Here is a 24,707-nt window from a genome sequence, read left to right as displayed (position 1 = left end):
CCTCGGGCAGGGGCTGCGCCGCACCGCACCCGGGCAGGCTCTGAGCCGTGCCGCCCCCGTGCGGAGGCTGCGCCGCGCCGCCGTCCGGATCGACTCCGCCACCCCGGTGGACCGGGACCGGGCCGTCGACGCCCTGCGGGCCTTCGCCATCCTCGGCGTGGTCCTCGGCCACTGGCTGGTGACGGCCCTGGTCGCCGACGGCAACAGCCTGCGCGCGGCCAGCCCGCTGCAGGACATGCCCTGGCTGTCCCCGATCTCCTGGGTCTTCCAGACCCTGGCCGTGTTCTTCCTGGTAGGCGGCCATGTGGCCACCCGGGGTTACGCGTCGGCCCGGTCCCGCGGCACCTCCTACGGCGGGTGGCTGTCCGCCCGGTTGTCCCGGCTGTTCCGCCCGGTCGCGGCCGTCCTCGGCCTGTGGATGGTGGCGGCGGTGCTGCTGCTCCTGACGGGCGCGGAGTTCGTGACGGTCCACACCCTGGTGAAGCTGGCCCTGTCCCCGCTGTGGTTCCTCCTCGTCTTCGCCGCGCTGACCGCGGCGACGCCGCTCCTGCCCCGGCTGCACCCGCTGTGGCCGCTGGTCGTCGTCCTCCATGTGGACCTGCTGCGCTTCGGGTTCGGAGCCCCCGCCTGGCTCGGCTGGATCAACCTCGCCGCCGGCTGGCTGGTCCCCTACACCCTCGGCGCCGCCTGGACCCGCGGCGAACTGGACCACCACCGCGCAGGCCGGGTCCTGCTCACCGGCGGTGCGGCGGCGACCGCGGCCCTCGTCGCCTGGGCGGGCTATCCGGCGTCGATGGTCGGCGTCCCCGGTGCCGGGATATCGAACCTCAACCCGCCGACGCTGGCCGCGGTCACCTTCGGCCTGGCGCAGTGCGGCCTCGCGCTGCTGCTGCGCGAGCCGCTGCGCCGCGCGATGCGGCGGCCCGTGGCATGGGCGGTGGTCGCGCTGGTCAACCTCTCCGCGATGACGATCTTCCTGTGGCACCAGACCGCGCTGATGGCGACCACGGCCACCGGCCTCCTCACAGGCCGTCTGCCTGGTCTGCACACGCTCCCCGACGGCCTGGGCTGGGTCGCGGCGCGGCTCGCCTGGCTCCCGGTGTTCGCGCTGGCCCTGGCAGGCTGCTGGGCCGCCTTTCGCTCCTTCGAGCGCGGCGGCGGCCGGCGCCGCTCCCGGGTCGTCCGGACGCATCGTCCGCGGCGCCGGACGGGGGCGGCGGGCGCGCGTCATGTCTAGGGTGGTCCGTGTGATGCGACGGGGGATCCGGCAGATGACCACGGGCGGTCGGATCGGACGCATGCTGCGCGTGCTGCACGACGACCTGTGGACCTGGCGGGCGGACCCGCTGCCGCCGTCGGTGTGGCTGCTCTGGTTCCCGCACGGGGTCGTCTGCCTGGCCGCCCTCGGCGTGCTGCTCGGTGACGCGGCCCAGCTCAACGACAACGGCGGGATCGAACCCGAGTTCGCCTTCCTGGTCGCCCTCGGCCAGGCCGGCGCGATGGTGTTCGCACTGTGGCGGCCGGTCCCGGCGTGGTGGCTGTCGATGGCGGCCATGCTCGTGGGGGCCTTCGCCGTGCGGGCCGAGATGGTCGCCGATGGCGGCCCGTTCACCCGGCCAGGGCCGGGTGTATTCGTCCCGGGCGGCGAGAAGTTCACCTGGCCCTGGACGGCCGCCGGGATCATCGCGCACCTGTTCGTCCTGTTGCTGCTCGCCCTGCGGGTCCGTACCCGGGTGTCCGTGGAGGCGCTGGCCCTGACCGCGCTCGCCACCTACATCGTGCAGGGCATGGTGGGCGCGCTGGACTACCAGCCGACCGGCCAGCTCGCCGTCATCCTGTTTGCGGTCGTCGTGGTGCTGGGCACCGCCCTGCGCGGACGCCGCGAGGCCCGCACGGAACTCGCGCAGCAGACCTCGCTGACCGCCGAGGAGAGAGCCCGGCGCACCCTGCTGGAGGAGCGCGGGCGCATCGCCCGCGAGCTGCACGACGTGGTCGCCCACCACATGTCGGTGATCTCCATCCAGGCACAGGTCGCCCCCCTCCTCGTCGAGAACCCGCCGGACGAGCTGAAGGAAAACCTCGCGGGCATCCGGCAGAACGCGCTGGAGGCCCTCACCGAGCTCCGCCGGGTGCTGGGTGTGCTGCGTTCCGAGCACCCCGACGCGCTGGAGACGCCCGACGGGGGCGACGCCGCCCCGCACGCCCCGCAGCCCACCCTCGACCGGCTCGACGCGCTGGTGGAGAACATCCGGGCCGCCGGGCTGACCGTCACCACCGAGACGAGCGGGACGCGCAGGCCCCTGCCGCCCGGTGTGGAGCTTTCGGCGTACAGGATCGTGCAGGAGGCCCTGAGCAACGTCCTGCGGCACGCGCCGGGCGCGACCGCCCGGGTCCACCTCACGCACCTTCCCATCGGGCTGCGCGTGGACGTCTCCAACACGCGGCCGAAGCGGGCCCCGGCGCCGTCGGACGGTGCGGGGCACGGCCTGCTCGGCATGCGGGAGCGGGTGGCGATGCTCGACGGCACCCTGACGGCGCAGCCACTGCCGGACGGCGGCTACCAGGTGGCCGCGTTCCTGCCGGCCGACGGCCCCGGCCGTCCTGTCCACGACTCCGCCCCTGATTCCGCTCCCGATTCCTCCGCTCCTGATTCCTCCGCTCCTGATTCCTCCGCTCCCGACTCCACCGAGGACGACACCCGATGACGACCAGCAGCAACGGCCGCGTGATCCGCGTGCTGATCGCCGACGACCAGCAGATGGTCCGGCAGGGTTTCACCGTGCTGCTCAACACCCAGCCCGACATCGAGGTGATCGGGCAGGCGGTGGACGGCCTGGACGCCGTGGCCAAGGTCGCCGAGCTGGCCCCGGACGTCGTCCTGATGGACATCCGCATGCCCGAGCTGGGCGGCATCGACGCCACCCGCCACATCACCGGGGAGACCCCGGACATCAGAGTGCTGGTGCTGACCACCTTCGACCTCGACGAGTACGTGTACGAGGCGCTGCGGGCCGGCGCGTCCGGGTTCCTGCTGAAGGACGCCTCCGCCGACCAGCTCGCCGAGGCGGTCCGGGTCGTGGCGGCCGGGGACGCGCTGCTCGCGCCGGGCATCACCCGGCGGCTGATCGCCGAGTTCTCCCGGCTGGACGACCGGCCGCGCGCCCCGCTGAAGACCCGCGTCGGCGATCTGACCGAGCGGGAGACCGAGGTGCTCGCCCTGATCGCGCAGGGCCTGTCGAACGCGGAGATCGCCCAGCGGCTGGTCGTCGCCGAGCAGACGGTGAAGACGCACGTCGGCCGGATCCTGGTGAAGCTGGGGCTCAGGGACCGGACGCAGGCGGCGGTGTTCGCGTACGAGTCGGGGCTGGTGCGGCCCTCCGGGTACTGAGCGGGCCGGGCCCGTAGTACCTGAGACGGATACCGAAGAACCCCTCTCGCTGGTGACGACCGCGACCCCCGGCGACGCCTACCGTTGCGAACGTGACCGAGACGACACAGACGCTGACCGCCCCTTCCGGGGGCGGCGAGCGCAGCCCCGAGTTCCGGCTGGCCATGGATGCCCTGAGCGGACTGCGCCAGGACCTGTTCCACGACGCCTTCGCCTGCCGTCCGCTGCCGCTCGTGGCGACGGACGGCCCGCTGACCCGCCGGCTCTCCGGCAAGCCGCAGTGGTACGCCGCCCGCCTGCCGCACGCGGTGGTGGTGGCCCTCGCCGTGATCGCGTTGCTCGGCGGTTGCTTCGCCAGCACCATGGACGGGCCGATGGCTCTGCTGACCGGGCTGGTGTGCGCGGCACCGGTGCTGGCCACGCTGGTCCGGCCGGTCGGCGCCTTCTGGATGTCGATGCTGGCGACACCGGTGGTCGCGCTGCTCGACGGCAGCCTGGGCGAGTGGCCGTGGCAGCCCGGCGTCTTCATCTGCCACCTGGCGGTGCTGGTGGTCGTGGCGATACGCACCCGGCCCCGCACGGCCGCGTGGATGTGGGTCCTCACCGCCGCCTACGCCTTCCTCGTGGAGACCGTACTCGGCGACGGTGAGTACAGCACCTCCGCGCCCATGCTGCTGCTTTCCGCCCTGGCCCTGCTGATGGTCGCCGTCCGGCACGTCCGCCGCGAGGCGCGGCAGGAGGTCACCGCCCAGCAGACGGTCACCGCGCACGAGCGGTCCCGGCGCACCCTGCTGGAGGAGCGCACCACCATCGCCCGCGAGCTGCACGACGTGGTCGCCCACCACATGTCGGTGGTCGCCATCCAGGCGGAGGCGGCGCCCTACCGGGTGGAGAATCCGCCGGAGGAGCTGGAGCGCGCCTTCGCCACCATCCGGGAGAACGCGGTGGCGGCACTGACCGAGCTGCGCCGCGTGCTCGGAGTCGTCCGCGCCGAGGACTACGAGGCCCCGGACGCCCCGCAGCCCACCCTCGCCGACCTGGACGCCCTGCTCACCAACGTGCGCGATGCCGGCCTGAGCGTGGAGAAGGCGGCGACCGGCGCGGTGCGCGAGCTGCCGCCCGGCGTGGAGCTGTCGGCGTACCGGATCGTGCAGGAGGCGCTGAGCAACTCCTTGCGGCACGCGCCGGGCGCGACCGCCCGCGTCGAGGTCTCCTACGTGCTGGGCGGCCTCGGCCTGCGGATCGTCAACGGCCCGATCCCGGAACTCTCCTTGGTGAAGCCCTCGCCCGGCGCGGGCCACGGCATCACCGGCATGCGCGAGCGCGTCTCGATGCTGAACGGCGAGATGACGGCGGGCCCCACCGACGACGGGGGTTACGAGGTGGTGGTGTTCCTGCCGGTCACCGCGCAGACCGAAGGTGAAGCATGACGATCCGCGTACTGATCGCCGACGATCAGATGATGGTGCGCGAGGGCTTCTCGGTCCTGCTGAACGCGATGCCGGGCATCGAGGTCGCCGGCGAGGCGGTCAACGGCCGGGAGGCGGTGGCGAAGGTCCGCGAGCTGGCCCCCGACGTCGTCCTGATGGACATCCGCATGCCGGAGCTGAACGGCATCGAGGCGACGCGGGAGATCGTCGCGGCGGACGCCGCGGCGAAGGTCCTCGTCCTCACCACCTTCGACCTCGACGAGTACGTGTACCAGGCGCTGCGCGCGGGCGCTTCCGGCTTCCTCCTCAAGGACGCCTCGGCGCGCCAACTGGCCGACGGCGTCCGGGTGGTGGCAGCCGGTGAGGCCCTCCTCGCCCCCTCGGTCACCAAGCGCCTGATCACCGAGTTCTCGAAGCTGTCCGACGGCCCGCGCCCGATGTCCTCGGCGCAGGGGGCGTACGGCGACCTGACCGAGCGGGAGACGGAGGTGCTGGTCCTGATCGCGCAGGGCCTGTCCAACTCGGAGATCGCCGAGCGCCTGGTGGTCGCCGAGTCGACGATCAAGACACACGTCAGCCGGGTCCTGGTGAAGCTGGGCCTCAGGGACCGCACCCAGGCGGCGGTCTTCGCCTACGAGGCGCGGCTGGTGACGCCGGGCTGACCGGCACCGAACACCTGCGTCGGGATTGCCGCCCTCCCCACCTGCATGGCCATGCGCGACTCCAGGGCCCCCACTCGCGCCTCCCCCTCCGTCCCCGCCCTCTCCTTCGCGGCGGTCTCCGCCGCGGGGTGTGGGGCGATGGGCCCCGCGGCGGACAGCGCGGCGGACAGCGGTGGTCAGTGGTTGCGTGCCGCCGCCTTCAAGGTGTGCCGCAGGGCGTGGAAGGCGGGCTTGCGGCGGAAGTCGTGGGTCATGACCGTCGCGGACCCCTCGCCCTCGAAGAACACCGGCACCCATGAGTACTTGTCGGTGAAGCCCCAGATGGTGAACGAGTTGCAGTCCTCGACGGCCAGGCAGGCCGACAGTGCCCGCTGGTAGTAGTCGGCCTGCTGCTTCTGCTGCGCGGCGGTCGGCACACCGCCGGCCGGCAGGTCCATCCGTACGTCCAGCTCGGTGACGGCGGTTTCCAGGCCCAGCGCGTCGAAGCGCTTCAGGTTGGTCTCCAGGTCCCCCGGGAAGCCGTACCGCGTGCTCAGGTGCGCCTGTACGGAGAAGCCGTGCACCGGCACGCCCTGCTGGAGCAGGTCCTGGGTGAGGGCGTAGTAGGCGCCGCTCTTGGCGTTGACGCTCTCGACGCCGTAGTCGTTGAAGAACAGCTTCGCCTTCGGGTCGGCCTCGTGCGCCCAGCGGAAGGCGTCCGCGACGATGCCGGGGCCGAGCTCGCGGATCCAGATGTTGTCCTGCGTGCGGAGCCTGCCCTGGTCGTCGAAGATCTCGTTCGCGACGTCCCACTGCTGGATCCGGCCGGCGTACCGGCCGACGACGGTGGTGATGTGCTCGCGCAGGATCGCGCGCAGCTCCTCGTCGGAGAAGTCGCCCTGCTCCAGCCACTGCGGGTTCTGGCTGTGCCACAGCAGCGTGTGACCGCGTACGACCTGATCGTGGCGTTCGGCGAACTCGACGATGGCGTCCGCCGCCGCGAAGTCGTACCGGTCGCGCTCCGGGTGGAGGAACTCCCACTTCATCTGGTTCTCGGGGGAGACCGAGCTGAACTGGCGCGCGAGGATCTTCCGGTACTTCTTGTCCGAGGTGAACGGGTCCGGGTAGTCCTGCTCCAGGTGGTGGCCGCCGCCCGCCACGGCGGTGCCCACGTAGAAGCCGTCGGGGGCGGCCTCGCGCAGTCGGTCGAACTTGGCGTGGGAGTGCGGTGCGGGGTGTCGGCCGGCTGCCGGGTCGGCCGTGGCCACCCCCGCTACCAGCGGCAACGACAGGGCGGCAGCGGCGAGGGTCGCGGTGGCGAAACGAACGGATCTCATGCGGGAGTCTCATTCCGTCGTGCTTCGAAAGTTTCGAAGGTCGTTCCGAAACATTGGTGAAGGAAGCTAGGCCTCCGGCGGCGCGAGGTCAAGACCCCTGCACGCGGGCGCCGGGCGGGCCCGGTCCGCGCTACGCGGCTCACGTACGGGCGGACCTCTGGGCACAGGGCCGGTCGAGGTCTTACTGTCCGTCCATGACGGCAGCATCCGACCTCGCCTTCGACCCGTGGGACCCGGCGTTCGTCGCCGACCCGTACCCTGCCTTCGCCGACCTGCGGGCCCGGGGGCGCGTGCTCTACTACGAGCCGAGCGACCAGTGGCTGGTCCCGCACCACGCGGACGTGTCGGCGCTGCTGCGCGACCGCCGTCTGGGCCGGACGTACCGGCACCGGTTCACGCACGAGGAGTTCGGCCGCACCGCGCCCCCGCCGGAGCAGGAGCCGTTCCACACGCTCAACGACCACGGGATGCTGGATCTGGAACCGCCGGACCACACCCGTATCCGGCGCCTGGTGTCGAAGGCGTTCACGCCGCGCACGGTGGAGCGGCTGAAGCCGTACGTGCGCGCGCTGGCGGACGACCTGGTGTCCCGGCTGGTGGCGGCGGGCGGCGGCGACCTGCTGCGGGACGTGGCCGAACCGCTCCCGGTCGCCGTGATCGCCGAGATGCTGGGCATCCCGGAGTCCGACCGCGCCCCGCTGCGCCCCTGGTCGGCGGAGATCTGCGGGATGTACGAGCTGAACCCGTCCGAGGAGACGGCGGCGAAGGCGGTCCGCGCGTCGCTCGACTTCTCGGAGTACCTGCGCGGACTGATCGCGGCCCGTCGCAGGGAGCCCGGCGACGATCTGGTCTCGGGCCTGATCGCGGCCCACGACGAGGACGACGACCGGCTCACCGAGCAGGAGATGATCTCGACCTGCGTGCTGCTCCTGAACGCCGGTCACGAGGCCACGGTGAACGCCACGACCAACGGCTGGCTGGCCCTCTTCCGCAACCCGGACCAGCTGGCGGCCCTGCGCGCCGACCACTCCCTCGTCCCGTCCGCCGTCGAGGAGCTGATGCGCTACGACACCCCGCTCCAGCTCTTCGAACGCTGGGTGCTGGACGAGATAGAGATCGACGGGACGACCCTCCCGCGCGGCGCGGAGATCGCGATGCTGTTCGGCTCCGCCAACCACGACCCGGCGGTCTTCACCGCCCCGGACCGCCTCGACCTCACCCGCCGCGACAACCCCCACGTCTCCTTCAGCGCCGGCGTCCACTACTGCATCGGCGCCCCACTGGCCCGCATCGAGCTGGCGGCGTCCATGACGGCCCTGCTGGAGAAGGCCCCGGCGCTGCGCCTGGCGGCGGAGCCGGAGCGGAAGCCGAACTTCGTGATGCGGGGGCTGAGGGAGCTACGAGTGGAGGTCTGAGCGCCGGCGCCGTCCCAGCAGCCAGGCGCCCAGCGCCCAGACCGCGGCCGGCGCGACGGCTCCGCCGAGGAAGACGAAGGGCAGTTCGGTGAAGAGGACGCCGAGGTCCATGCCGTTGTTCTCGAAGGCGTGACCGAGGTGCCGCCGGGTGCGGTCCGACGTCCCCCAGGCGAGCACCGCCCCCGCGGCTCCCACCGCCGACACCAGACACCCACCGCAGGTCACCGCGTCACTCCGTCGTCCCATGGCCATCAGGACGCCCCGGGCGCCCTGCCCGGTTTCCGGCACCGCCGCCCGGGCCCGGGCTCACCCGTGAGGCGGGCCGTGGGCTGATCACCGCCCGCTACGGCGCGACAGGCCACGTCACAGCACGGCAGGTCGCGGCAGGACAGGCCACGCCACACCACGGCAGGTCGGCACGTCACGACAGGTCACGTCACGTCCCGCCGCCGCAACCCCGCCAGTCCCACCGCCACCAGCACCACGGCGATCGACGTCAGCACCAGCACCGGCGCCCAGCTCATCTCCCCGCCCGGCAACTTCGGCAGGTGCCCGTACGGCGACACCTCCAGCACCCGCTGCGGCACGTCCAGCGCCGGCCCGACCCAGCCGAGCAGCAGCACGGCCCCCGCGACGCCCCACGCGGCCACGGCACCGCGCGGCAGCACTCCGTGCAGCAGCACCGCCGCCCCGCCGATCACCCACACCGCCGGCACCTGCACCAGGCACGCACCCAGGATCGCCCCGGCGTCCCGGCCGTACCCGAGCGCGAATCCGGCCCCGGCGAGCAGCATGACGAGTGCCGCGCCCCCGAAGGCGATCACCAGGTGGCCCGCGGCCCACCGCAGCCGTCCCACCGCGGCCGCGAGCACCGGTTCCGCCCGCCCGGACGTCTCCTCGCCGTGCAGCCGCAGCACCGACGCGACCACGTACAGCGCGGCGACCAGCCCGAGCATCCCGACCATCGCCGAGACGAACGAGTCGGTCAGCCCGGCCTGCCCGCCCATCCGCTCGATGATGTCGCGGGCCTGCTCGTTGTCCCCGACCAGGTCGGCCGCGCCCTCGGTCATCGACCCGTAGACGGTCCCGGCGACGAGGAAGCCGGCGCTCCAGCCGAGCACGCTGCCCCGCTGCAGGCGCCAGGCCAGCGCACCGGCCGTGCGCAGGCGCCCGGCGGCGGGTCCGGGCCGGGTCGGCAGGAAGCTCATGCCGAGGTCCCGGCGTCCGGCCAGCTCGTAGGCGACCGCGCCCTGCACCACCGCCACACCGGCGATCAGCGGCAGCACCCACCACCGCTCGGCCGCGAAGGCCCGCAGGTTCTCCAGCCAGCCCAGCGGTGACAACCACGTCAGTACGGACGAACCGTCGGCCCTCGCCGAGTCGCCCGCCGCGCGCAGCACGAACGCCCCGCCCAGCACCGCCGCCGTCAGCCCCCGGGCCTGCCGGGCGCTCTCGGTCAGCTGGGCGACGATCGCCGCCATGGTCGCGAAGAGCATCCCGACGCCCGCGATCCCGAGCCCGAGGGCCACCGCGCCGGCCGCTCCCTGCCCGGCCAGCCCGGCGATCACCAGCAGCGCGAGGACACCGTTGGCGACGGCCGCCGTGAGCAGGGCCGCCGTCAGCGGGGCCCGGCGGCCCACCATCCCGGAGGCGACCAGCTCCTGCCGGCCGCTCTCCTCCTCGTCACGGGTGTGCCGTACGAGGATCAGCAGGCTCGTCACGGCGGCGAGCGCGGCGGCGTACACACCGACGCGCCAGGCCGTGAGCGCGCCGAGGGAGTCGTCGAAGACGGGGCCGACCATCGCGCGCAGCGAGGAGTTGGTCTCCATCTGCCGCATCAGGTCGGCGCGTTCGGCGGCGGTGCCGTACAGGCCCTCGATGGTTCCGGGCATGGAGAGGACCATCAGCGCGTTCACCGCGGTCCATACCGGGATCAGCACCCGGTCGCGGCGCAGGGCGAAGCGCAGCAGCGTGCCGGTGCCGGCGAGTGGCCGCGCGCCGCCCGTCCGTACCCCGAAGGAGGCCGCGGCGCTCATCGGACCGTCACCTCGCCGGCCTCATCGGGATCGGCGGGCTCGGCGGCCTCGCCGGCCACGTCCGTCCGGTAGTGCCGCAGGAACAGCTCCTCCAGCGTCGGCGGCGTCGACGTCAGCGACCGCACGCCCGACTCGCTCAGCGACCTGAGTACGGCGTCCAGCCCGTCGGTGTCGACCTGCAGCCGGACGCGGTGGCCCCGGACCTCGAGGTCGTGCACGCCGGGCAGCAGCTCCAGCCCGCTCGGGACGCCCGCGAGTTCGGCGCTCACGCTGGTCCGCGTCAGGTGGCGCAGGTCGGCGAGCGAGCCGCTCTCGACGGTCCGCCCCTTGCGGATGATGCTGACCCGGTCGCACAGCTCCTCGACCTCGCCGAGGATGTGGGAGGAGAGCAGGACCGTCCGCCCGCGCTCGCGTTCCTCCTCCACGCACCTGCGGAAGACCCCCTCCATCAGCGGGTCCAGTCCCGAGGTGGGCTCGTCGAGGATCAGCAGGTCGACGTCGGAGGCGAAGGCGGCCACCAGGGCCACCTTCTGCCGGTTGCCCTTGGAGTAGGTGCGGCCCTTCTTGGTCGGGTCGAGTTCGAACCGCTCGATCAGCTCGGCCCGGCGCCCGGTGTCCAGGCCTCCCCGCAGCCGGCCGTAGAGGTCGATGACCTCGCCGCCGGAGAGGTTGCGCCACAGGGTCACGTCGCCGGGGACGTACGCGATCCGGCGGTGCGCCTCCACCGCGTCCGCCCACGGGTCGCGGCCGAGTACCTGCGCGGCGCCCGAGTCGGCGCGCAGCAGGCCGAGCAGGACGCGGATGGTGGTGGACTTGCCGGCGCCGTTGGGGCCGAGGAAGCCGTGCACCTCGCCGGTCTCGACGGCCAGGTCGAGCCCGTCCAGCGCGTGCGTCCGGCCGAACGACTTGTGGAGCCCGGAGACACTGATGGCCTTCGTCATGATTCCGAAAGTACGCTTCCTTCAGAAATTTGTGAAGTTAAGGAAGCGTCAGGATGTGAGGGATGATCGAAGGATGAGGGAAGCAACGGAGCCGGTGGAACGGGATCGCGACCCCGAGGCGGTGTCGAAGTTCGTGGAGGGCTTCGCCGCCCGGCTCGTCGAGGCCGGGATGCAGCGCATGCCGGCCCGGGTCTTCGCCGCGCTGCTGGCCTCCGACTCGGGCTCGCTGACCTCGGCGGAACTGGGCGAGCAGCTCCAGGTCAGCCCCGCCGCCGTCTCCGGGGCCGTGCGCTACCTCTCGCAGCAGCACATGGTCGCGCGCGAGCGGGAACCGGGCTCACGCCGGGAGCGGTACCGGGTGCACAGCGACCAGTGGTACGAGGCGCTCACCAACCGCGAGGCCGTCCTGAAGAGCTGGGGGAGCGCGCTGCGCGAAGGCGTCGCCAGCCTCGGCGCCGAGACCCCGGCGGGGCGCCGCATGGCCGAGACGCTCGCCTTCTTCGAGTTCGTCGACGGTGAGATCGCCGCGATGATGGAGCGCTGGCGCGTGCACCGGGAGGAGCGGTTCGGGCGGCGCCGAGGGTGACCGGCCCTACCTCGCCGGCAGCGTCAGCCCCCACGCCCCCTCCCGCACCGTCCACGTCCGCGTCCCCACCGGCCCCGACACCACCGCGTCGGCCCGGTACCGGAAGTGCGCCCCCGACACGGTCACCGTCCGCCCCCGTGCCGTCAGCGGCGACGACTCCGCGCCCACCGACAGCGGCCGCACCTCCACCTCGGCCACCCCGCCGGCGCCCGGCACCAGCGACACCGCCTCGACCGGCTGGTCCAGGTCGACCAGTGTCACCCCGTCGACCTCCACCCGCAGCCGCGCCGGACCGGCCGCCCCCAGGGGTGCCGTGATCCTGGCCGGCCGTGAGGACGCCAGCGTCCGCACGAGGGACTGGCAGGTCCGCAGCCAGGGGTGGGCCGGCGCGCCCGGCCCCGCCTGCGCACCCTCGTGTGCCGGGACCGGCGGGATCGCCACCGCCCCCAGGACCACCCCGTCACTGTCGTCGACGAGCAGGTCGAGGCGGCGTTCCGCCCCGTCCAGCACCGCCCGCGCCGCCGCGACCGCGCCCGACGGCAGACCGAGCGCCCGGGTGAGGCCCAGGACCGCCCCCACCGGCACCACCGACAGCGCGCAGTCCGCCAGCTCCCGCTGCCGGTGCAGCAGGGTGACGGCCCGCAGCAGCGCGCGGTCGTCACCGATCACGACGGGCCGTCGCGAACCCCTTCGCCGCAGCGCCCGGGCGAACTCCTCCGGACCGTCCGGCAGACACACCTTCGTGCTCGCCGCACCCGCGCTGAGCACGTCTTTCGCGATCCGGACGGACTCTCCGTCCGTCCGCCGGGCGGCCGGATCGACGACCACCAGGAGCTGATCGGGCACCGCGGAAGATGTTCCGGAAGATGTCGCGGAAGTCGCCACCTCGGCCATGCCTCGCTTCCTCGGGTAGCATCCTTGTGCAAGAGCCCCTTGCGCTATTGCGCCAGGGGCTTCGTCTATTCCGGGGCATCCGGTCCGACGGTTGGCGGCCAACGACGGTCGCGGTGTACGTGGCGGAAACCCACCGCGTACGCCCTCGACCTTGGACATGCCCCGCCCGGAAGGGGTGTACGCGCGTGCCCGCACTTGTGCTGCTCGGTGCTCAGTGGGGTGACGAAGGCAAGGGAAAGGCGACGGACCTGCTCGGTGGTTCCGTCGACTATGTGGTGCGCTACCAAGGCGGCAACAACGCCGGCCACACGGTAGTCGTGGGCGACCAGAAGTACGCCCTCCACCTGCTCCCTTCCGGAATCCTGTCTCCCGGCTGTACGCCGGTCATCGGTAACGGCGTCGTTGTCGACCCGTCGGTCCTGTTCTCCGAGCTGAGCGGGCTGAACGAGCGCGGCGTCGACACGTCCAAGCTCCTGATCAGCGGTAACGCGCACATCATCACGCCGTACAACGTGACCGTCGACAAGGTGACGGAACGCTTCCTCGGCAAGCGCAAGATCGGCACCACCGGCCGCGGCATCGGTCCGACCTATGCCGACAAGATCAACCGTGTGGGCATCCGCGTCCAGGACCTCTACGACGAGTCGATCCTCACCCAGAAGGTCGAGGCGGCGCTCGACGCCAAGAACCAGATGCTCACCAAGCTCTACAACCGCCGTGCGATCGCCACGGGCCAGGTGGTCGAGGAGCTGCTGGGCTACGCGGACAAGCTCCGCCCGTACGTCGCCGACACCGTCCTGGTCCTCAACCAGGCCCTCGACGACGACAAGGTGGTCCTCTTCGAGGGCGGCCAGGGCACGCTGCTCGACATCGACCACGGCACGTACCCCTTCGTCACCTCGTCGAACCCGACCGCGGGCGGTGCCTGCACGGGCGCCGGCGTCGGCCCGACGAAGATCAGCCGGGTCATCGGCATCCTGAAGGCGTACACGACCCGTGTCGGCGCCGGACCGTTCCCGACGGAGCTGTTCGACGAGGACGGCGAGGCGCTGCGCCGCATCGGCGGCGAGCGCGGTGTCACCACCGGCCGCGACCGCCGCTGCGGCTGGTTCGACGCGGTGATCGCCCGTTACGCGACCCGCGTCAACGGCCTCACCGACTTCTTCCTCACCAAGCTCGACGTCCTCACCGGCTGGGAGCAGATCCCGGTCTGCGTGGCGTACGAGATCGACGGCAAGCGCGTCGAGGAGCTGCCGTACTCGCAGTCCGACTTCCACCACGCGAAGCCGGTCTACGAGATGCTGCCGGGCTGGAGCGAGGACATCAGCAAGGCGAAGACCTTCGCCGAGCTGCCGAAGAACGCCCAGGCGTACGTCAAGGCGCTGGAGGAGATGTCCGGCGCCCCGATCTCCGCGATCGGCGTGGGCCCGGGCCGGGACGAGACGATCGAGATCAACTCGTTCCTGTAGGAACGGCGGGCGGACAGCGCGGAGCGGATCGGAACATGCGGAAGCCCACCACCCGGATGTGGATCTGGCTGACCGTCGCGGTCGTCGCCGTCACCGGCGGGCTCCTCTACGTCGACAGCCACCGCGTCTCCGCCGCCCCGCACGCGGACGACGCCAAGTGCGACACGGTCGTCGACCGCCTCCCCGACGACATACCCGGCGCCACGCGCGACTGGGCCCTCGGCGAAGGCGTCGCCTCCTGGGGCGGACAGAAGGCGGTGTTTCGCTGCGGCGCCGAGGAACTGCCGCCGAACATCAATCTCTGCGTCACCGTCGACGGTGTCGACTGGGTCCTGGACGAGGAGCGGCTCAAGCGCGACGGCGTGAGCGTGCTGCGGACGTACGGGCGCTCCCCGGCCGTCGAGTTCACGTACACCGGGCCGCGCGAGGAGGTGGGCGGCGTCCTCACCGCGCTGGAACCCGCTGTCGAGTGGCTCCCGCAGAAGCGCAAGTGCGTCGGGCTCCAGGACGCCGACGTCGTCCTGTAGCCGTTGGGCCTTCTTCGCCGGGCGCGGGAGCGGTCACGGGGCCGGAGCACCTGGGCGAACCGGACATCACGGGCATAGGCTGAGGCTGTACACGTCGCGTCGGCAGGAGAAGGTGAGTGCGATGCGCGTGCTGCTCAAGGCGACGCTGGACACGGAGAAGTCGAACGAGGCCATCCGCAGCGGGAAGTTGACCGAGCTGATCAGCCGGACGCTCGACCACGTCAAGCCGGAGGCCGCCTACTTCGGTCCCCTCGGTGGCCGGCGGACGGCCCTGATGGTCTTCGACATGCAGGACAGCTCCGAGCTGCCGGCCATCGGTGAGCCGTTCTTCGCCGAGCTGAACGCCGAGGTGGAGGTGTCCCCGGTCATGAACGCGGACGACCTGCAGAAGGGTCTCTCCCAGCTGCGCTGACCGGCCGGCCGGCCGGTCAGCTGAAGACGATCATCGACCCCTGGGCCAGACTCCGCGTGGCCGCCGCGTGCAGCCCCAGCCACACGTGGCGCTCCCGGGCGAAGGGGCCGGAGTCGTACGGCACGGGTGCGGCCGGTTCCTCCAGTTCCGTCGGGGCGAGCGGCGGACGCGGTGGTGCCGGAGGGTTGGCCGGATCGATACCGAGGGCCGGGCCGACGGCCTCCAGCTCCCGCAGCAGGGTGTGCGAGGAGCCCAAGGGGCCGCCGCCCGCGAGGAGTTCGTCGCTCGCGAGCGGGTGCGGGAAGTCGACGGGGACGTAGGCCCCCGCGTGGTCGTAGTGCCAGACCAGGTGCGACTGCTGGGCGGTCGTCTCGAACATCTCCAGCAACTGCTCGTAGTCGCCGCCGAGTTCGTCCACCGGCGTCACCGGCAGCCCGCACACCTGGAGCAGGTGGGCGCGGCGCAGGAAGTGCAGCGCGTCGTAGTCGAATCCGGCCACCGGCGCGACCTCGCCGGAGAGTCCCGGCATGTACTGGTACACGGGTACCGGCGGCAGTCCGGCCTCGGCGAGCACCTTGTCGTATTGCGCGAGTTCTTCGGCGAACGGGTTGTCCGGCGTGTGGCACAAGACGTCGACGAGCGGTACCAGCCACAGGTCACAGGCCAAAAGAGGGCTCCTCACACAGCACGGTGGTCAGCGAAGCGAAGCGTAGTCGGTGGGTGTCGGTACGGGGCGGCGCGGGTTGGCGCGGGTTGTGTGCAGGTCCCATACCCATCTGGGGCCGGACCACGACACCCCGGGCGTTGGTCATCCCCCGGTCGTCCCCCGGTCATTGCCGGGCGAGTCGCTCGATGAGGGCGAGCGAGTGGGCGTTGTACGCGTCGACGAGCGAGCGCGCCCCCGCGGCGTCTCGGCGGGCGAGGGCGTCGACCAGTTCGGTGTGCCCGGACCACAGGGCGCCGCGCAGATCGCTGAGCCGGCGCAGATGCTGCACCGTGCACACCCAGCTCTGCACGCGCAGCCGGTGCAGGAAGTCGGAGAGGTAGCGGTTGCCGAAGAGCACGGCCAGCTCGCGCCAGTACCGCAGGTCGTAGCCGATGAGGACGGGCAGGTCGCCGGCCGCGGCGGCGCGCTGTGCCTCCTCGCCGCGCCGCCGGACCCCGGCGAGGGCGGCGACGATCCGCGGGTCGTCGGGGTCCGGGCCGCCCCGGCGGTCGTCGATGAGGACGAGGAACATCCCGTCGGTGACGAGGGAGCGGGCCGCGATCATGCCGCGGAAGTCGTCGACCGAGTACTCGTGCACGCGGAAGCCGCGGTGGTGGTCGGCGTCGAGGAGTCCCTGCGCGGACAGGTCGACCAGGGCCTCGCGCACGGGCGTCGCGGACACCCCGTACTGCTCGGCTATCTCCTTGACCGTGAACTCCTGCCCCGGCTGGAGCCGCCCGGCCAGCACCTCGTCGCGGAGCGCGTCGGCGATCTGCTGGCGCAGGGTGCTGCGCGTGACGGCACCGGTGCCGCTGGGGCCGGGCATGGTCGGGCGTCTCCTCGTCGCGTTCGGGGCGTGCTCGTACGCGTGTCCACTGCGTACGAGCACGCCACCTTACGCGCTCGGGTTCCTTCCCTGCCCGTATGCGGGCAGGCTCTTACTCGGTGTACTCGTCCGCCACGGACAGTGCCGTGTCCAGGGCCGCCAGCCCCTCCTTCAGTTCGGCCTCGGAGATGTTGCACGGCGGCACCACGTGGGTCCGGTTCATGTTCACGAACGGCCACACGCCGTGCGCCTTGGCCGAGGCGGCGAACGCGGACATCGGGGTGGCGGCCTGTCCGGTCGCGTTGTAGGGGACCAGCGGCTCCCGGGTCTCCCGGTTCCTCACCAGTTCCAGTGCCCAGAACATGCCGGTGCCGCGCACCTCGCCCACGCTCGGGTGGCGTTCGGCCAGCTCCCGCAGGGCCGGCCCGACGACCTCTGCCCCGAGCCGGGCGGCGTGCTCGACGATGCCCTCCTCCGCCATCACGTTGATCGTGGCGACGGCCGCGGCGCAGGCCAGCGGGTGCCCGGAGTAGGTCAGCCCGCCGGGGTAGGGCCGCTCGGCGAACGTCTCGGCGATCCGCGCGGAGATCGCGACGCCGCCCAGCGGGACGTAGCCCGAGTTCACGCCCTTGGCGAAGGTCATCAGGTCGGGCACGACGTCGTACAGGTCGGCCGCGAACCACGTGCCGGTCCGCCCGAACCCGGCCATGACCTCGTCCAGGACGAACACGATCCCGTACTTGTCGCAGATCTCGCGGACCCCGGCCAGGTAGCCGGCCGGCGGCGTCATGATCCCCGCCGTGCCCGGGATCGTCTCCAGGACGACCGCGGCGACGGTCCCCGGCCCCTCGAACGCGATCGTCGTCTCCAGGTGCTCCAGCGCCCGCGCGCACTCCTGCTCCTCGGTCTCGGCGTAGAAGCGCGAGCGGTACAGGAAGGGTGCCCAGAAGTGCACGGTGCCGGCCGCGCCGCTGTCCGAGGCCCAGCGGCGCGGGTCGCCGGTGAGGTTGATCGCCTGCTGGGTGCCGCCGTGGTACGAGCGGTACACCGACAGCACCTTCGGCCGCCCGGTGTGCAGCCGCGACATGCGCACGGCGTGCTCCACGGCGTCGGCGCCGCCGTTGGTGAAGAAGATCTTGTCCAGGTCGCCGGGTGTCCGCTCGGCGATCAGCCGCGCCGCCTCCGAGCGCGCCTCGACGGCGAACGCGGGCGCGAACGTCGTCATCCGTGCCGCCTGCTCCTGGATCGCGGCGACGACCTTGGGGTGCTGGTAGCCGATGTTGGTGTAGACGAGCCCGCTGGCGAGGTCGAGGTAGCGCCTGCCTTCGTAGTCCCAGAAGTACGACCCCTCGGCGCCGGCGACGGCGAGCGGGTCGATGAGCTCCTGCGCGGACCAGGAGTGGAAGACGTGCGCGCGGTCCGCGGCCTTCACGGCGGCGCCGGCCTGGGGGTTGGGCTGAGGGGTCATGCGGCCGAGGGTAGGTGTCCGCGATGCGGAAACGGAATCGGCGTCCTGTCTGCGGTCGAGGGCTTTCCGCGACAGGTTGTCCACGTACCGGGCGGGAGCGTCCGAGGCGGCGCCGGCGGAGGCGGTCGAGGCCCTCGAACGCCTGTCGAAGGTGCTGGGCTCCCTCGGCCCGCCTGTTACGGAACCGTAGAACCGGACCGGCTCACCGAACGGCCGCCCCGCACTATCGTTGTGGTGTTGCTCACGTGGGTTCACGTGCGGGGGAAGGCGGCGCGACATGGAGAAGCTCGGGGTCGGGGACCCGCGGCACATCGGCGCTTATCGACTGCTGGGCCGGCTCGGCGCGGGCGGCATGGGCCAGGTCTATCTGGCCCGTTCGGACCGCGGACGCACGGTCGCCGTCAAGCTGGTCCGCGAGGAGCTGGCCGCGCGGGAGGAGTTCCGGGAGCGGTTCCGGCAGGAGGTCGGGTCCGCGCGGCGGGTCGGCGGGTACTGGACGGCGCCCGTGCTGGACGCCGACACCGAGGCCGCCGTCCCGTGGGTCGCCACCGGGTACGTCGCGGGCCCCAGCCTCCAGCAGGTCGTGGGGCACGACCACGGCGCCCTGCCCGAGCGCTCGGTACGGACCCTGGCGGCCGGGCTCGCCCACGCCCTCCAGGACATCCACGCCGCCGGGATCATCCACCGGGACCTCAAGCCGTCCAACGTGCTCGTCACCATCGACGGCCCCCGGGTCATCGACTTCGGCATCGCGCGGGCCCTGGAGACGGTCACCGAGGGCGGGCTGACCCGCACCGGCGCGCTCGTCGGCTCGCCCGGTTTCATGGCGCCCGAGCAGGTGCGCGGCGACCGCGTCACGCCCGCGTGCGACGTCTTCTGCCTCGGCTCGGTCCTCGCCTACGCGGCCACCGGCAAGCTGCCCTTCGGCACCACCGACAGCGGCGTGCACGCGCTGATGTTCCGCATCGCGCAGGAGGAACCCGACCTGGAGGGGGTGCCCGAGGGCATCGCCGACCTCGTCCGCGACTGCCTGAGGAAGGACCCCGCCGCACGGCCCGCCTTCGCCGAGGTCCTGGAGCGCACGGGGGCGCACGACACGGTCGCCGACGGCCGTTCCCGTGACCCCTGGCTGCCCGGCGTGCTGGTGGCCCAGCTCGGCCGGCACGCGGTGCTGCTGCTGGACACGGAGAACCCGCATTCACTGGGCGCGGCCGGGGCCGCCGGGGGCGACGACGCGGCGGCCGGCCCGGAGCGGGACGCTCCGGACGCGGACGCGGGCCCGCTCCCGTTCCGGAACCCGCTCCGGCCCCAGGACCGGTCCCCGGGGCCCGAACCGGGCACGGCGCCGCCGGACGGGGGCCCGCCGCCACCGCGTGAGCCGGGCAGCGGCGCCCCGCTGAACCACCTCCCCACCCTGGTCGCGGGCCAGAGCCCCCCGGCCCCTCCGCCCGCCCACGGCCACCCGCAACACCCCCAGCCCCAGCCGCAGCCCCTCCCCCACCCGTATCCCCAGCCGCCCGCCCACGGTTACGCCCCGGCCCCGGCCTGGACCGCGCCTCCCGGGTACCACCCGCCGTACGGCGGCCTCGGCTCGACCCCGCCCTACGGGCCCCCGCCGTACGGCCCGCCCGCCGAGCCGCCCCGAAGAGGCCGGTCCACGGCGCTGCTGATCGTGGTCGCCCTGGTCGTCGCGCTGGGCGCCGGAGGCTCGGTCTACGCCCTGATGAGCGGGGACGGCGACGGCGCGAACCGGGCCGACGACGACCGCTCGAGCCCCGCGACGGTGGGTGCGTCCCAGAACCCGGGCTCCGGTACGGGCAGCCCGGCGCCGACGACCGGGGACGACCGGCCGACGGCGCCCACGTCGTCGGCGGCCGAGGACGGCACGATCCCGACGGCCTACCTGGGCACCTGGGCGACGACCATCGACAACGAGTCCGGCGTCCACCCCCGGCGGCTGACCATTCGGCAGGGCGACGTGGGCGACACGGTCCTGTCCCTCGTCGCCGACGGCCCGGCCGGCAACGGCACCTACCACTGCGTCTTCGAGGCCGACCTGGCCGGTGCCCCGGGCCCCGGCGGCCCCCTGGACATCGGCCCGTCCAGGGTGACGGCGGGCCCGTCCACCTCCTGCCGCCCGGGTGACCCCACCCGGGTCACCCTCCTGCCGAACGGCACCCTGGAACGCACCAACACCGGCAACGCCGAGAAGCTGACCTACCGGCGCCGGTAGCCGCCCGGCGGCCCGCACCGCCGCCCGATCGCACCGGCCCGGTTGCCCCCTCGTCGGCGCACAGTGCCCCTGAGGACCTTGCACCGTGTGTCGCGGCTGATCGAGACTGGACGGTCCACCGAGGGAGGATCGCGGATGCACGCACGGGACCGGAAGCCGGGAGAGGAACAGCGGAAGGCCGCCGCCACGCGCGACCGCGTCCCGTCCGCCGTCGCCGCCGGCACACACACCCCCGAGGCGCTGCGGATGCTGCAGCGCAGCGCCGGCAACGCGGCGGCCTCCCGCGTGATCGGGCAGCAGCGGCACGCCCACGGTCCCGGCCACCACGGGCAGGCGTCCGGTTCCTCCGCGGGACTTCCCGTGCAGCGGGTGACGGCGGGACCGCACATGCAGTCCTACAAGCGCCCGAACATCTCCAACGCGGCCACCGACGAGATGCTGAGCTATCAGGGAGTCGCCGACCGCCCGTCCTCGCCGCGAGCGCGGCAGCGCAACAAGGACCTCGCGGGTGACAACTCGTGGGACGTCGCTCTCAAGACCAACTGGGACAACGGGAAGCGCACCGGCTCCACCCCGGGCCCCAATCCCATCGGCATCTCACGCAACCACCGGCTCTCGGACCACTACGTCGGGCACATCCTCGAGGCGGCTGCCCAGTCCCTGAACAACGCCGGCCAGAACGGACCGCAGGCGTTGAGGATCAGGACAGCGGTGGAGAAGTTCGTCACCGCGTGCGCCCCGTCCGCCAAGGTCCCGGGCATCATGGTCAAATTCGACGCCTTCGCCGGAGGCAACGGCGACTTCCGGGACCTCGTCGGTGCCACCTCGAACAACGGCAGGAACCTGCGAGCGGGCCACACCAACGAGAACTCCACCATCCAGGAGCACTTCGACCCGAGCATCATCGCGGACGGCAAGTCGATGCCCGAGGGGACGCCCATCACCGCGTCCATCCAGGAGGCGGTGAAGAACCTGGCGACCCAGAACGTCATCACGCAGGGGCTGGCGGACGAGGCGCTCCAGCCCTACCGGGGCTGGACCTCCTCCGACATCCGGCAGCGTGCCTGACCAGCAGCAGATCCCTGAGGGCGCCGGCCGCACCCCGCTCTCGCCGCGGCGCCTGTCACCGGGGCTCCGGAGGCCGCTGCCGGGGCATGTTCGGCCGGGGCCCGTTCGACGACACCGAGAACCGTCCCGGCCCTCCTGCCCCGGCCTCCGGGCGTCCCCCCGCGGAGGCTTCCGCCTGCGGTCCCAGCGGTGCGGCCCCGGTCCGGAAGTCCACCATCCAGTCCGCTGTCTCCGTCCGCACCAGCTCCGTCACGTCCTCGGAGAACCGCCGCAGCACCAGCAGGCACCGCTCGGCCGCCTCACTCGCCGTGCCGTCCGCCGGGCCCAGCACCTCCCGCACGCTCTCCGACGCCCAGTCGAACTGGAGCACCTGAAGCCGCCGCTGCACCGCCTGCGCCGTGGCCACGTCCCGCATCCACCCGGACGTGATCCCGAAGTACCGGTCCGCGGCCACGCACGCCACCGCGACCAGCAGGGCCAGATACCCCCAGGGCGCGCCCCTGCCCACCGTCCCGGACATGTCCAGCAGCGGCAGCGCCGCCCCGGCGAGAGCCCCGGCCGCGGCCCCGGCCCGCAGCGCGACGGCGCTGCGCCGCTTCCACACCCGGTCCGCCAGGTACCAGGCCGCCGTGTCCAGCGCGCCCCGCTCCACCCACCGGTACAGCTCGTCCAGCCGTTCCGCGGGCAGCGCCCAGTCCCCGAGCGGGAACGCCCGCCCGGTCAGGTCGCCCGGTCGCGGTCCGGCCGCCCCCTCTCCACCCCGCCCGTCCTGCGGCGGTCCCTCGGGCTGCATCCCCGGCTGACCCACCCGGCACTCCCTACTGCTCACCGTCCGTGAAGACCTGAAGACGCCCTGAAGACCTCATGCGCGGAACCCTTCCTACCGCCCAATGGGTGGCGAAGACCCGGGTTCGGCCGCTTTTCCGCCCGGAAGAGGGTGTTAATCAGATATGGGACGGCCCTCGGCGTCACTCGAAAGAGTGCTGGAGCGGGGGCCGCGCGGACCACGTAGGCTCGTGCCGAACGGCAAAAATCCCGCGGTGACCCCGCGGCGACAGCGGCGACAGGAGCTGAACGTGATCCCCGGTGGTGGCCAGCCCAACATGCAGCAGCTGCTTCAGCAGGCCCAGAAGATGCAGCAGGATCTCGCCCGGGCCCAGGAGGAGCTGGCGAGGACCGAGGTCGACGGTCAGGCGGGCGGCGGTCTGGTGAAGGCGACGGTCACCGGCTCCGGCGAGCTGCGCGCCCTGCGGATCGACCCGAAGGCGGTGGACCCGGAGGACACCGAGACCCTCGCCGACCTGGTCGTCGCCGCGGTCCAGGCGGCCAACGAGAACGCGCAGGCCCTCCAGCAGCAGAAGCTGGGTCCGCTCGCCCAGGGCATGGGCGGCGGCAGTGGCATCCCCGGCCTGCCTTTCTGAGTCCGCCTTTCTCAGACCGGCCGAAGCCCTCTACCGTACGTAGTGCAGGAACCTCAGGAAGGACGGCAGTCCGTTGTACGAAGGCGTGGTCCAGGACCTCATCGACGAACTCGGGCGGCTGCCCGGCGTCGGGCCCAAGAGCGCGCAGCGGATCGCCTTCCACATCCTCCAGGCGGAACCGACCGACGTACGGCGGCTCGCCCAGGCCCTCATGGAGGTGAAGGCCAAGGTCCGCTTCTGCGCGACCTGCGGAAACGTCGCGCAGGAGGAGCAGTGCAACATCTGTCGCGACACCCGGCGTGATCCTTCCGTCATCTGCGTGGTGGAGGAGCCGAAGGACGTCGTGGCCATCGAGCGCACCCGCGAGTTCCGCGGGCGCTACCACGTGCTCGGCGGCGCGATCAGCCCGATCGACGGAGTCGGCCCTGACGATCTCCGTATCCGTGAACTGCTCGCCCGCCTCGCGGACGGCACGGTTACGGAACTGATTTTGGCCACGGACCCGAATCTGGAGGGCGAGGCCACGGCCACGTACCTCGCCCGCATGATCAAGCCCATGGGCCTCAAGGTCACCCGCCTGGCCAGCGGCCTCCCGGTGGGCGGCGACCTGGAATACGCGGACGAGGTGACCCTCGGCCGCGCCTTCGAGGGGAGACGACTCCTAGATGTCTGACGCCACTCTGCACGCGACCAACCAGAACCCCGACGACTTCGCCGTATCGATCGCGGACCAGATCGAGAGCTTCCTGGTCGCCGTCACCGAGGTCGCCAAGGGCGACGAACCGGACTCGGCGGTCCCCTTCCTCCTCCTGGAGGTCTCCCAGCTCATGCTGGCCGGCGGCCGGCTGGGCGCCCACGAGGACATCGTCCCTGACGAGCGCTACGAGCCCGACCCGGGCCCCGAGCTGGACGTGGACGACCTGCGCGAGAACCTCGCCCGCATCCTCGAACCGATCGACGTCTACTCCGAGGTCTTCGACCCGTACGAGCCGAGCAAGGCGCGGGTCCCGGCCCGGATCTCCGACGACCTCACCGACGTCATCACCGACCTGCGCCACGGCATGGTCCACTACAAGGCGGGCCGCACCACGGAGGCCCTGTGGTGGTGGCAGTTCTCCTACTTCTCCAACTGGGGTTCCACGGCCTCCGCGACCCTGCGCGCCCTCCAGTCGGTCGTCGCCCACGTCCGCCTGAACCAGCCCCTGGAGGAACTGGACGGCCTCGACACCGACCAGGACCTCGGCGACGACACCCTGGAGACGGAGGCCGGCAGGGTCATGGTGGAGGAGATCGCGGGCCCGCTGGGTCTGCGCCCGGTCAGGTGACGCGGTCCCGTTCCGGGGGCTGGGGGTAGGTGGTGTGCGGAAAAGCGTGAACTGATGGCGGGAAATGTCCTTGGGGCGCTCAAATGAGTGCTGCGAGGACATTCGGGTCGAATCGTTCACGCTTTTTGGGTGGGGGTACTGCGGGGAGGGGGAGGGGTGGCTTCTCACACGCCGGTGCCCAGTCCCGCAAGGAGTTTCGCCGCGCACACGTACGGCGCGGTCGCCGTCGGCCCGCTGTACCAGCGCAGCGGCCACGTGTTGCCCTCCAGCGCCGGGATGCCGACGTAGGTGACGGTCCGCGCCCCGCCCAACCGCTGGACCCCACGCGGCCAGTCGTGCGCCGCGACCTCCCCGGGCGCCAGCAGGAAGTACACCCACCGCCCACCGCTCCCCTCGCACACGATGGGCCCGGCGTCCTCGTCCGTCACCTCGACGAGCCAGTCGGCGACCAGCTCCCCACGGATGCCGTCGACCCGTACGGCGTCGAAGTGCACGCCGGCGAGATGCAGCTGGTGTCCGGCGGCCGGGACCCAGGAGGGGCGGTGCAGTGTTTCCGTCATGGTCACACGCTGGCGCACACGACG

General features: G+C 72.4%; 25 protein-coding genes. 15 read left to right on the top strand and 10 right to left on the bottom strand.

Annotated elements, in window-relative coordinates; genetic code table 11:
- Positions 1-67: 67 nt before the first annotated feature.
- The 5 genes from ACP4J0_RS15295 to ACP4J0_RS15275 all read left to right on the top strand — a co-directional run bounded on the left by ACP4J0_RS15295 (position 68) and on the right by ACP4J0_RS15275 (position 5,480).
- A complete protein-coding gene (locus ACP4J0_RS15295) occupies positions 68-1,237 on the top strand; it encodes an acyltransferase family protein (RefSeq protein WP_426599303.1) in 1,170 nt (389 codons plus the stop codon).
- Positions 1,230-2,705, top strand: a complete 1,476-nt coding sequence (locus ACP4J0_RS15290) for a sensor histidine kinase (RefSeq protein ID WP_426599215.1) — start codon at positions 1,230-1,232, stop codon at positions 2,703-2,705. The genes ACP4J0_RS15295 and ACP4J0_RS15290 overlap by 8 nt, the downstream gene beginning before the upstream one ends.
- A complete protein-coding gene (locus ACP4J0_RS15285; RefSeq protein ID WP_426599214.1) occupies positions 2,702-3,388 on the top strand; it encodes a response regulator in 687 nt (228 codons plus the stop codon). Before ACP4J0_RS15290 ends, ACP4J0_RS15285 begins: the two co-directional genes overlap by 4 nt.
- Positions 3,389-3,480: 92 nt before the next feature.
- Positions 3,481-4,818 (top strand): sensor histidine kinase, encoded by a 1,338-nt coding sequence (locus ACP4J0_RS15280; protein WP_426599213.1) that lies wholly within the window; start codon positions 3,481-3,483, stop codon positions 4,816-4,818.
- Entirely contained in the window at positions 4,815-5,480 is a 666-nt protein-coding gene (locus tag ACP4J0_RS15275; protein WP_426599212.1) for a response regulator, read from the top strand. Before ACP4J0_RS15280 ends, ACP4J0_RS15275 begins: the two co-directional genes overlap by 4 nt.
- Positions 5,481-5,656: 176 nt before the next feature.
- Here the strand turns inward: ACP4J0_RS15275 and ACP4J0_RS15270 are convergent, their stop codons facing one another.
- Positions 5,657-6,796 (bottom strand): endo-1,4-beta-xylanase, encoded by a 1,140-nt coding sequence (locus tag ACP4J0_RS15270; protein WP_426599211.1) that lies wholly within the window; start codon positions 6,794-6,796, stop codon positions 5,657-5,659.
- Between the two features lie 194 nt (positions 6,797-6,990).
- Between ACP4J0_RS15270 and ACP4J0_RS15265 the strand changes: the two genes are divergently transcribed.
- Positions 6,991-8,211: a cytochrome P450 gene (locus ACP4J0_RS15265; protein ID WP_426599210.1), complete on the top strand. Its 1,221-nt coding sequence runs from the start codon at positions 6,991-6,993 to the stop codon at positions 8,209-8,211.
- Here ACP4J0_RS15265 and ACP4J0_RS15260 read toward each other — a convergent pair.
- The 3 genes from ACP4J0_RS15260 to ACP4J0_RS15250 all read right to left on the bottom strand — a co-directional run bounded on the left by ACP4J0_RS15260 (position 8,194) and on the right by ACP4J0_RS15250 (position 11,188).
- Positions 8,194-8,457: a hypothetical protein gene (locus ACP4J0_RS15260; RefSeq protein WP_426599209.1), complete on the bottom strand. Its 264-nt coding sequence runs from the start codon at positions 8,455-8,457 to the stop codon at positions 8,194-8,196. The two genes, ACP4J0_RS15265 and ACP4J0_RS15260, sit on opposite strands and share 18 nt — an antisense overlap.
- Positions 8,458-8,642: 185 nt before the next feature.
- Positions 8,643-10,247 carry an ABC transporter permease gene (locus ACP4J0_RS15255; RefSeq protein ID WP_426599208.1) on the bottom strand — a complete coding sequence of 535 codons (1,605 nt, stop codon included), beginning with the start codon at positions 10,245-10,247 and terminating at the stop codon, positions 8,643-8,645.
- The gene (locus ACP4J0_RS15250) at positions 10,244-11,188 is read right to left on the bottom strand and encodes an ATP-binding cassette domain-containing protein (RefSeq protein WP_426599207.1); all 945 of its coding nucleotides are present in this window, start codon (positions 11,186-11,188) and stop codon (positions 10,244-10,246) included. Before ACP4J0_RS15250 ends, ACP4J0_RS15255 begins: the two co-directional genes overlap by 4 nt.
- Before the next feature lie 73 nt (positions 11,189-11,261).
- Between ACP4J0_RS15250 and ACP4J0_RS15245 the strand changes: the two genes are divergently transcribed.
- On the top strand, positions 11,262-11,774 hold the full coding sequence (locus tag ACP4J0_RS15245; protein ID WP_426599206.1) for a GbsR/MarR family transcriptional regulator: 513 nt from the start codon (positions 11,262-11,264) through the stop codon (positions 11,772-11,774).
- A 6-nt stretch (positions 11,775-11,780) separates the two neighbouring features.
- Here ACP4J0_RS15245 and ACP4J0_RS15240 read toward each other — a convergent pair whose 3' ends face one another.
- A complete protein-coding gene (locus ACP4J0_RS15240) occupies positions 11,781-12,668 on the bottom strand; it encodes a diacylglycerol kinase (RefSeq protein ID WP_426599205.1) in 888 nt (295 codons plus the stop codon).
- Between the two features lie 185 nt (positions 12,669-12,853).
- Between ACP4J0_RS15240 and ACP4J0_RS15235 the strand changes: the two genes are divergently transcribed.
- The 3 genes from ACP4J0_RS15235 (at position 12,854) to ACP4J0_RS15225 (ending at position 15,076) form a co-directional block, all read left to right on the top strand.
- A complete protein-coding gene (locus tag ACP4J0_RS15235; RefSeq protein WP_426599204.1) occupies positions 12,854-14,137 on the top strand; it encodes an adenylosuccinate synthase in 1,284 nt (427 codons plus the stop codon).
- A 35-nt stretch (positions 14,138-14,172) separates the two neighbouring features.
- Positions 14,173-14,664 carry a DUF3515 family protein gene (locus tag ACP4J0_RS15230; protein WP_426599203.1) on the top strand — a complete coding sequence of 164 codons (492 nt, stop codon included), beginning with the start codon at positions 14,173-14,175 and terminating at the stop codon, positions 14,662-14,664.
- Between the two features lie 121 nt (positions 14,665-14,785).
- Positions 14,786-15,076, top strand: a complete 291-nt coding sequence (locus ACP4J0_RS15225; protein ID WP_426599202.1) for a hypothetical protein — start codon at positions 14,786-14,788, stop codon at positions 15,074-15,076.
- A 16-nt stretch (positions 15,077-15,092) separates the two neighbouring features.
- On the opposite strand, the gene ACP4J0_RS15220 is transcribed toward ACP4J0_RS15225, so the two are convergent.
- From ACP4J0_RS15220 to ACP4J0_RS15210, 3 genes are all read right to left on the bottom strand, one after another.
- Positions 15,093-15,743 (bottom strand): hypothetical protein, encoded by a 651-nt coding sequence (locus tag ACP4J0_RS15220; protein ID WP_426599201.1) that lies wholly within the window; start codon positions 15,741-15,743, stop codon positions 15,093-15,095.
- 163 nt (positions 15,744-15,906) lie between these two features.
- The gene (locus tag ACP4J0_RS15215) at positions 15,907-16,608 is read right to left on the bottom strand and encodes a GntR family transcriptional regulator (RefSeq protein WP_426556892.1); all 702 of its coding nucleotides are present in this window, start codon (positions 16,606-16,608) and stop codon (positions 15,907-15,909) included.
- 112 nt (positions 16,609-16,720) lie between these two features.
- Complete coding sequence (locus ACP4J0_RS15210; protein ID WP_426599200.1) at positions 16,721-18,076, bottom strand: aspartate aminotransferase family protein; 1,356 nt, start codon at positions 18,074-18,076, stop codon at positions 16,721-16,723.
- Between the two features lie 277 nt (positions 18,077-18,353).
- Between ACP4J0_RS15210 and ACP4J0_RS15205 the strand changes: the two genes are divergently transcribed.
- On the top strand, positions 18,354-20,309 hold the full coding sequence (locus ACP4J0_RS15205) for a serine/threonine-protein kinase (protein ID WP_426599199.1): 1,956 nt from the start codon (positions 18,354-18,356) through the stop codon (positions 20,307-20,309).
- Between the two features lie 135 nt (positions 20,310-20,444).
- Entirely contained in the window at positions 20,445-21,377 is a 933-nt protein-coding gene (locus tag ACP4J0_RS15200) for a hypothetical protein (protein WP_426599198.1), read from the top strand.
- Positions 21,378-21,432: 55 nt separating this feature from the next.
- On the opposite strand, the gene ACP4J0_RS15195 is transcribed toward ACP4J0_RS15200, so the two are convergent.
- A complete protein-coding gene (locus ACP4J0_RS15195; protein WP_426599197.1) occupies positions 21,433-22,185 on the bottom strand; it encodes an SLATT domain-containing protein in 753 nt (250 codons plus the stop codon).
- A gap of 268 nt (positions 22,186-22,453) precedes the next feature.
- Between ACP4J0_RS15195 and ACP4J0_RS15190 the strand changes: the two genes are divergently transcribed.
- The 3 genes from ACP4J0_RS15190 to ACP4J0_RS15180 all read left to right on the top strand — a co-directional run bounded on the left by ACP4J0_RS15190 (position 22,454) and on the right by ACP4J0_RS15180 (position 24,123).
- Positions 22,454-22,798 carry a YbaB/EbfC family nucleoid-associated protein gene (locus ACP4J0_RS15190; protein WP_426599302.1) on the top strand — a complete coding sequence of 115 codons (345 nt, stop codon included), beginning with the start codon at positions 22,454-22,456 and terminating at the stop codon, positions 22,796-22,798.
- Positions 22,799-22,871: 73 nt separating this feature from the next.
- Positions 22,872-23,471, top strand: a complete 600-nt coding sequence (gene recR, locus ACP4J0_RS15185; protein ID WP_007451877.1) for a recombination mediator RecR — start codon at positions 22,872-22,874, stop codon at positions 23,469-23,471.
- Positions 23,464-24,123 (top strand): DUF5063 domain-containing protein, encoded by a 660-nt coding sequence (locus ACP4J0_RS15180; RefSeq protein WP_426599196.1) that lies wholly within the window; start codon positions 23,464-23,466, stop codon positions 24,121-24,123. The genes recR and ACP4J0_RS15180 overlap by 8 nt, the downstream gene beginning before the upstream one ends.
- A 164-nt stretch (positions 24,124-24,287) precedes the next feature.
- Here ACP4J0_RS15180 and ACP4J0_RS15175 read toward each other — a convergent pair whose 3' ends face one another.
- Entirely contained in the window at positions 24,288-24,683 is a 396-nt protein-coding gene (locus ACP4J0_RS15175) for a hypothetical protein (protein ID WP_426599195.1), read from the bottom strand.
- Positions 24,684-24,707 lie beyond the last annotated feature (24 nt).

The sequence above is a fragment of the Streptomyces sp. WG7 genome (genome assembly GCF_049975785.1).
Taxonomy (GTDB): Bacteria; Actinomycetota; Actinomycetes; order Streptomycetales; family Streptomycetaceae; genus Streptomyces.
The sequence above is the reverse complement of the archived record's forward strand: the minus strand, read 5'-3'. Positions and strand labels throughout refer to the sequence as shown.

Excerpts from the sequence above, each read along its gene's own strand:
- ACP4J0_RS15245 (WP_426599206.1), top strand. The coding sequence starts at position 11,262 with ATGAGGGAAGCAACGGAGCCGGTGGAACGGGATCGCGACCCCGAGGCG.
- ACP4J0_RS15215 (WP_426556892.1), bottom strand. The coding sequence starts at position 16,608 with ATGCCCGGCCCCAGCGGCACCGGTGCCGTCACGCGCAGCACCCTGCGC.
- ACP4J0_RS15240 (WP_426599205.1), bottom strand. The coding sequence starts at position 12,668 with ATGGCCGAGGTGGCGACTTCCGCGACATCTTCCGGAACATCTTCCGCG.
- ACP4J0_RS15175 (WP_426599195.1), bottom strand. The coding sequence starts at position 24,683 with ATGACGGAAACACTGCACCGCCCCTCCTGGGTCCCGGCCGCCGGACAC.
- ACP4J0_RS15230 (WP_426599203.1), top strand. The coding sequence starts at position 14,173 with ATGCGGAAGCCCACCACCCGGATGTGGATCTGGCTGACCGTCGCGGTC.
- ACP4J0_RS15225 (WP_426599202.1), top strand. The coding sequence starts at position 14,786 with ATGCGCGTGCTGCTCAAGGCGACGCTGGACACGGAGAAGTCGAACGAG.
- ACP4J0_RS15270 (WP_426599211.1), bottom strand. The coding sequence starts at position 6,796 with ATGAGATCCGTTCGTTTCGCCACCGCGACCCTCGCCGCTGCCGCCCTG.
- ACP4J0_RS15290 (WP_426599215.1), top strand. The coding sequence starts at position 1,230 with ATGTCTAGGGTGGTCCGTGTGATGCGACGGGGGATCCGGCAGATGACC.
- ACP4J0_RS15260 (WP_426599209.1), bottom strand. The coding sequence starts at position 8,457 with ATGGGACGACGGAGTGACGCGGTGACCTGCGGTGGGTGTCTGGTGTCG.
- ACP4J0_RS15255 (WP_426599208.1), bottom strand. The coding sequence starts at position 10,247 with ATGAGCGCCGCGGCCTCCTTCGGGGTACGGACGGGCGGCGCGCGGCCA.
- ACP4J0_RS15285 (WP_426599214.1), top strand. The coding sequence starts at position 2,702 with ATGACGACCAGCAGCAACGGCCGCGTGATCCGCGTGCTGATCGCCGAC.
- ACP4J0_RS15210 (WP_426599200.1), bottom strand. The coding sequence starts at position 18,076 with ATGACCCCTCAGCCCAACCCCCAGGCCGGCGCCGCCGTGAAGGCCGCG.
- ACP4J0_RS15250 (WP_426599207.1), bottom strand. The coding sequence starts at position 11,188 with ATGACGAAGGCCATCAGTGTCTCCGGGCTCCACAAGTCGTTCGGCCGG.
- ACP4J0_RS15265 (WP_426599210.1), top strand. The coding sequence starts at position 6,991 with ATGACGGCAGCATCCGACCTCGCCTTCGACCCGTGGGACCCGGCGTTC.
- ACP4J0_RS15275 (WP_426599212.1), top strand. The coding sequence starts at position 4,815 with ATGACGATCCGCGTACTGATCGCCGACGATCAGATGATGGTGCGCGAG.
- ACP4J0_RS15180 (WP_426599196.1), top strand. The coding sequence starts at position 23,464 with ATGTCTGACGCCACTCTGCACGCGACCAACCAGAACCCCGACGACTTC.
- ACP4J0_RS15200 (WP_426599198.1), top strand. The coding sequence starts at position 20,445 with ATGCACGCACGGGACCGGAAGCCGGGAGAGGAACAGCGGAAGGCCGCC.
- ACP4J0_RS15205 (WP_426599199.1), top strand. The coding sequence starts at position 18,354 with ATGGAGAAGCTCGGGGTCGGGGACCCGCGGCACATCGGCGCTTATCGA.